General features: G+C 39.3%; 4 protein-coding genes. 3 read left to right on the top strand and 1 reads right to left on the bottom strand.

The window, feature by feature from the left end; all coding sequences use genetic code 11:
* Positions 1 to 231 precede the first annotated feature (231 nt).
* Positions 232 to 2,928, top strand: a complete 2,697-nt coding sequence (locus tag WC743_RS26325) for a valine--tRNA ligase (protein ID WP_373016539.1) — start codon at positions 232 to 234, stop codon at positions 2,926 to 2,928.
* A gap of 108 nt (positions 2,929 to 3,036) precedes the next feature.
* Positions 3,037 to 4,917 (top strand): ATP-binding protein, encoded by a 1,881-nt coding sequence (locus WC743_RS26320; protein WP_373016538.1) that lies wholly within the window; start codon positions 3,037 to 3,039, stop codon positions 4,915 to 4,917.
* Positions 4,918 to 4,922: 5 nt separating this feature from the next.
* On the opposite strand, the gene WC743_RS26315 is transcribed toward WC743_RS26320, so the two are convergent.
* Positions 4,923 to 5,381, bottom strand: coding sequence for a type I restriction enzyme HsdR N-terminal domain-containing protein (locus WC743_RS26315; RefSeq protein ID WP_373016537.1), 459 nt, complete (start codon positions 5,379 to 5,381; stop codon positions 4,923 to 4,925).
* 146 nt (positions 5,382 to 5,527) lie between these two features.
* On the opposite strand from WC743_RS26315, the gene holA reads away from it, so the two are divergent.
* Positions 5,528 to 6,550 (top strand): DNA polymerase III subunit delta, encoded by a 1,023-nt coding sequence (holA, locus tag WC743_RS26310; protein ID WP_373016536.1) that lies wholly within the window; start codon positions 5,528 to 5,530, stop codon positions 6,548 to 6,550.
* The last annotated feature ends 307 nt before the right edge of the window (positions 6,551 to 6,857 follow it).

Genomic DNA, 6,857 nt, shown 5'->3' with positions numbered 1-6,857 from the left:
TAGCGATTAAACCACTTAATTAAAAATGCTAACCTCGACATTTTGAGGATTGTAGCAAAAAAACGATTAACAGGCAATGCTTTCATAGCCGGGCTGGGTATTTATTTTAATATAACGGCCTATTGTAAAATTATTGTTGCTAAACGGCTACTTATTCAATTTATAATCATTCTGTTTAAAACCGTAAGTTAAAATTCTGTGATTAGCTTCAAATAGTTATTTTTGCAGGCTATGGATATTGCTAAAACATATTTGCCTAAACAAGCAGAGGATAAATGGTACAGTTACTGGTTAAAGCACAATTTCTTCAGGTCTGTGCCTGACGAGCGCGAGCCTTATACAATTGTGATACCTCCGCCTAATGTTACGGGTGTGCTGCACATGGGCCATATGCTTAACAATACCATACAGGATGTGCTGATACGCCGTGCCCGCATGAAAGGTAAAAACGCTTGCTGGGTACCCGGTACAGATCATGCCAGCATTGCCACCGAAGCAAAGGTAGTTACCATGCTTAAAGAGCGCGGTATCAACAAAAAAGATCTTACCCGGGATGAATTCTTAAAATATGCCTGGGAGTGGAAAGAGAAATATGGCGGTATTATATTAGAGCAGCTGAAAAAGCTGGGTGCTTCATGTGATTGGGAACGTACCAAATTTACCATGGATGAAGATATGTCTGAAGCGGTGATAGATTACTTTGTTCACTTGCATAAGCAGGGATTAATATACCGTGGTGTACGTATGGTTAACTGGGACCCACAGGGAAAAACCGCGGTATCTGACGAGGAAGTTATCCGCAAAGAAGTAAACCAAAAGCTTTATTATATAAAGTACCCTGTAAGTGAAGAGTTAAAAGATAAAAGTGAAAAGTCAGAACTTTCAACTTTCAACTTTGAACCTTCAACTCAAAACTTTGTTACCGTAGCTACCACCCGGCCTGAAACTATCATGGCAGATGCGGCAATATGTGTAAACCCTAATGACGAGCGTTACCTGCACCTGCATGGCCGGAAGGTTTATATTCCTCTAATAAATAGAGAGATCCCTATTATTTTGGATGAATACGTGACCATGGATTTTGGTACCGGTTGTTTAAAAGTTACTCCTGCGCATGATTTGAATGATTATGAACTGGGCCAAAAGCATAAACTACCCATTATTGACATTTTAAATGATGATGCTACCCTGAATGAGAAAGCACAGATATTAGTAGGCGAAGACCGCTTTGTTGCCCGTAAGAAAATTGCGGTGCTGCTTGAAGAAGCCGGCGCTTTAGCTAAAACAGAAGATTATACTTCACAAATTGGTTTCAGCGAGCGCACCAATGCTGTTATTGAGCCAAAGCTGTCTATGCAATGGTTTTGCAAAATGAAGGAACTGGCCAAACCCGCTTTAGAATATGTTTTAGATGGTGAAGTAAAGTTGATCCCCGAGAAATTCGTTAATACCTACCGCCATTGGATGGAGAACGTTAGGGACTGGAACATAAGCCGCCAGTTATGGTGGGGGCAGCAAATACCTGCTTACTATTTGCCAAACGGCGAGTTTGTTGTAGCAAAAACTAAAGAGGAAGCATTGGTGCAGGCGCAGGCTATAGACCCAAAACTTTCTATTGATGACCTAACCCAGGACGAGGATGTATTAGATACCTGGTTTTCATCGGGCTTGTGGCCTATCTCTGTTTTTGATGGGGTACGCAATCCGGATAACGCCGAAATAAACTATTACTACCCAACAAATGACCTTGTGACCGCTCCCGAGATCTTATTCTTTTGGGTGGCGAGAATGATCATAGCCGGCCATGAGCTGCGCAAGCAAAAGCCATTCAACAACGTTTACCTTACCGGTATTGTTAGGGATAAGCTGGGCCGTAAAATGTCAAAATCATTAGGTAATTCGCCCGATCCGTTGGATCTGATTGATAAATACGGTGCCGATGGTGTTAGGGTAGGTATGCTGCTTTGCTCGCCAGCCGGTAACGATTTAATGTTTGATGAGAAATATTGCAAGCAGGGAAGCGGGTTTGCCAATAAAATTTGGAATGCCTTTAAGCTGATTAAAGGATGGCAGGTTGATACGAATTTGAAGCCAGGGAACGAGGTAGCGATTGCCTGGTTTGAAAGCCGTTTTAACCAGGCTTTAACAGATATTGAGGACGATTTTGCACAATACAGATTATCTGAAGCGTTGATGGCTACGTATAAGCTGGTGTGGGATGATTTCTGTGCATGGTACCTTGAAATGGTAAAGCCTGTTTATCAGCAAGGTGTTGAAAAACAAAGTATTGATAAAACTACATACGAAGCTACTATTGCATTTTTTGAAAATATCTTAAAAGTGCTGCATCCATTTATGCCATTTTTAACAGAAGAGCTGTGGCACGATGAGCTGTTTGGCGAGCGCGAAGAATTAGATTGCTGTATTGTTGCGCAACTACCTAATAACGGGCAAATAAATACCCGCTTAAATGCCGAAATAGAAGTGGTACAACAGGTTGTTGAAAAAATTCGCAACGTGCGGGATACCAAACAATTATCACCTAAAGAAGCTTTGCCATTAGCTGTTAAAGCAAACTCGGCAATTGATTATAACAAGTATCAGCCTATTATTAAACAGTTGGGTAATATTAGTGAACTGACTTTAGTTACCGAAGCCGTTAATGGTGCAAACAGCTTTATTGCAGGTACAGATGAGTTTTACATCACGCTTGACATAGCTGTAGATGCAGTTGCTGAAAGCGCCCGGTTGGAAAAAGAAAAGGAATATTTACTGGGGTTCTTAAAATCAGTTAACGCCAAATTAGGTAATGAGCGTTTTATGGCAAATGCCAAACCCGAGATAATTGAAATTGAAAACAGGAAGAAAGCCGATGCCGAAGCGAAATTGAGGATACTGGAAGATAACTTAGCGGCTTTGGCAAACTAATTGCAGTACACTGTAAGCTTGTTACAATTTAAACTATTATAAATTTGCGTATATTAATCCGCCAATTTGAATTACCTAATTGTTATAAAAGCCTGCAATTAAAAAGAAGTGGATTTTTTCAATTTTTCAATTTCTAAAATTCTTAATAAGGATCAGTCAATTCTTGACCAGGCTCGTATCCGCTTGCTTTATTATGGCTTTATACTGGTGTTTATTACACTTTTAACATTGTTTTTAAGTGTATACCTGCAAAATTTGCCTGTAATGTCAATAACATGCGGGGTATTATTGCTGTGCATTGCCGGCTTATTTAAATATCTCACTTACAAGCCCCACTGGCGAACCATATCTCATATTCTGCTAATAATTGGTACAATAACCAACCTGGTTACGGTATTCTTCACCACACAGGATGTAAATATTATTACCATCCAGATCATTATCCTGGTAATTTTGTTTAGTTTTTATATGTTGGGGCAAAACTGGGGTATGTTTTTTTCCCTGTTAAATTTATTACCGGTGCTACTGTTTCTGGTAATGGTTTATGACCATAATTACTTTATTGATTTTTTTAAGCCCGAGAAGTCAGATCAATCAACCATCATCATTGCTGTATTCGCGAGTTTTACGCTCATCATATTTATTCATAGTCATTTTTACAATGCCTTTTTAAATAATATAAAACAGCTTAAAGAAACCAGCGAAGGGCAGGCAGCCTTAAATATAAAATTTGAAAGGGCCATTGAAAAGGCCGAAAAATCATCACAGGTACAGTCCGAGTTTTTGTCTACCATGTCTCATGAGATACGTACACCGTTAAATGCGGTTATAGGAATGAGCAATTTGCTGATGATGAACAATCCGCGGCCAGATCAGAACGAGAACCTGGAGATCTTAAAGTTTTCGGCCAATAACCTGCTGGCTATTGTTAATGATGTGCTCGATTTTAACAAGATAGAATCGGGCAAGGTGGTGTTCGAAAAGATAAAGTTTAACCTGGTTGACCTGATGCATAATATATGTGGTGGCCAGGTGATCAAGGCAGAAGAAAAGGGCTTATTGTTTAAACTTGACATTGACAGCACCCTGCGCAAAAAACTAATATTTGGTGACCCCACACGTTTAGCACAAATTATTTTTAACCTTATAAGTAACGCCATTAAATTTACTGCCGAAGGTAGTATTTTGGTAAGGGCAACTTGTTTAGAGGATAGGCATAATAACATAACTATAAGTTTTTCGGTAAAGGATACGGGTATTGGTATTAAGAAGGAAAACCTGGAAGGCATATTTGAACCCTTTACGCAGGAATCTATCAGTACAACACGCCAGTATGGTGGTACCGGTTTAGGTTTGGCAATTGTAAAGCGTTTGCTTGAGTTACAAGGCCTGCAGATGCATGTTAACAGTAAGGTGAACGAGGGCTCGGAGTTTTTATTTAATATGGAGTTCCCGGTAGCAACAGAGATAGCCCCGATTGAAAGAAAAGTACAGCCTTCACAGGTTATATCAGCCTTAACAAAAAATGGTTCGGCTGCCTCAATGGAAAACGGTTCGCCTGCCATAACAACACCAGCAGCATATATAACCGAACCGGCAGAAATATTTAGTATGGGGTTGCGTGTATTGATTGCCGAAGATAATCCGGTTAACGTAATGTTGATGAAAAAGCTATTTTCAAAATGGAAGATAGTGCCAACTATTGCCGAAAATGGCGAGCGGGCGGTAGAAATTATGCAGTATGGTAACTTTGATATTATTTTAATGGACCTGCAAATGCCTGTTATGAATGGCTTTGATGCAGCTATCGAGATAAGGAAAATGCCCGACCCGGCAAAAGCAAATATTCCTATTGTTGCTTTAACCGCATCAGCTTTATTTGATATTAAAGACCAGGTAACTAAGGCAGGCATGAATGGTTACATAGCCAAACCATTTAAGCCTGATGAACTGATGGAAAAGATACAAAGCCTTGTAGCTACTGTTTAGTTCATTTAAATACTCTTGTAAGCTGGCAGCTCCTCAATAAATTTATAGCTTTCGTTCTCAAAATCAATACGGCAATAGTAATGTTGCAGCCCGTTGCTCACTACCAGCAAGGCAACTTTATGTACCATATTGTAACGGGCGGCCTGGTCAAACGTGGCCTGGCTTATGGGTACCGATGGCGCCTTACATTCAACCAGTAAGATCTTTTCTCCTGATGAATTAAAAACCACAATATCTGACCGTTTTGCTTGCCCATGGAGTTTAAGCCCGCCCTCCAGTTTAATAAGCGATCTGGGGTATTGTTTCTGGAGGATGAGATATTGCACAAAATGCTGCCTTACCCATTCTTCGGGGGTAATAATGATATTCCTCTTTCTGATCTCGTCAAACAAGCTTAGCTGCCCGTTTTGGTCAGTTAACTTAAAAGGGTAGGGCGGCAGATTAAGAGGAAGTAGCAGATCCATTTCAAGTCAAAAGTAAAAAGTTAAAAGTCAAAAGTGCCAATAATAAGACACATAAATTTTCTTTCTGGTGATGTATGGGATAAAAAGAATTCTTGTTAGCCTTAAATAGCTTTTTACTTTTTACTTTTGACTTTTAACTTACCGCCATGACTGCTCCCGAAATTATAAAAGATCTTAAGAACCGTAAGTTTAAACCCCTGTACCTGTTACATGGCGATGAACCCTATTTTATTGATCTGATAAGTAATTACATTGAGCATAACGTACTTTCAGACGCCGAAAAGAGTTTTAACCAAACGGTGCTGTATGGTAAAGATACCGACGTAATGACGGCTATAAACGCCGCGAAACGTTACCCTATGATGAGCGATTACCAGGTAGTATTGGTAAAAGAAGCGCAAGACATGAAATGGGGCCGTGATGATGACGACAAAAAAAGCATTAACCCGCTGTTAGCCTATCTGGAAAACCCCCTGCCCAGCACCATACTGGTGTTTTGTTATAAGTACGGCAAGTTTGATAAACGTAAGAAAACATATAAAGCCATTGATAAGAATGGGTTGATATTTGAATCGGCAGCGTTGTATGACAGTAAAATACCCGCATGGATAGAAGGCTATATTACGGGCAAAAACTATAAGATAAACCAGCAGGCATCGGCTATGCTGTCTGAGTACCTGGGGAATGATCTTTCAAAAATAGCTAACGAACTGGAAAAGCTAATGCTTAATGTAAGTGCCGGCGAAGAGATCACACTTAAGCATATTCATGATAATATTGGTATAAGTAAGGAGTATAATGTGTTTGAACTGCAGTCGGCCCTTACAAAAAAGGATGCTTATAAGGTAAACCAGATTGTAAATTACTTTGAGGCCAACCCTAAAGCCAACCCCATTGTGCTGGTATTAGGCAACCTGAATAACTTTTTCAGCAAAGTGCTTGCTTATCATTATGTAAAAGATAAATCGCCGCAGAACCTTGCCCGCGAATTGGGTGTTAGTCCGTATTTTTTGAAAGATTATGAACAGGCTGCAAGGGGGTATAATTTGGGTAAAACATTCCAGGTAATTAGTTACCTGCGCGAATATGACCTGAAAAGCAAAGGCGTAGAATCAAATACCGATCATGGCGGATTAATGAAAGAGCTGATGTTCAAGATATTACACTAAATAGTCTGTTTTATTTGCTCACATCTGTACTGCTCATCAAAATTAATTATTAGTAAATAATAATTACCGAAACTGCATTTAAAAGAAACTTATTTAAGTTGTTTTACGTAGAAGGGAGTTCACATCTTCAACATGAACGTTTATATAACAATTGCTATCGTTGTACTCATATTAGCAGCCTTATTTATACTGGGAACTATATTTTTTAGTTTTCTTAAGTACATTAAGAAGCAATATTATCCAAACTGGAAATTCCCTGATTACTTTAGTGTTGGGTATGTAGACTATTTGTATCATAAATTTATAA

The sequence above is a fragment of the Mucilaginibacter sp. genome (assembly GCF_041660805.1).
Classification (GTDB): domain Bacteria; phylum Bacteroidota; class Bacteroidia; order Sphingobacteriales; family Sphingobacteriaceae; genus Mucilaginibacter.
The sequence above is the reverse complement of the archived record's forward strand: the minus strand, read 5'-3'. Positions and strand labels throughout refer to the sequence as shown.

Excerpts from the sequence above, each read along its gene's own strand:
- WC743_RS26315 (WP_373016537.1), bottom strand. The coding sequence starts at position 5,381 with ATGGATCTGCTACTTCCTCTTAATCTGCCGCCCTACCCTTTTAAGTTA.
- WC743_RS26325 (WP_373016539.1), top strand. The coding sequence starts at position 232 with ATGGATATTGCTAAAACATATTTGCCTAAACAAGCAGAGGATAAATGG.
- holA (WP_373016536.1), top strand. The coding sequence starts at position 5,528 with ATGACTGCTCCCGAAATTATAAAAGATCTTAAGAACCGTAAGTTTAAA.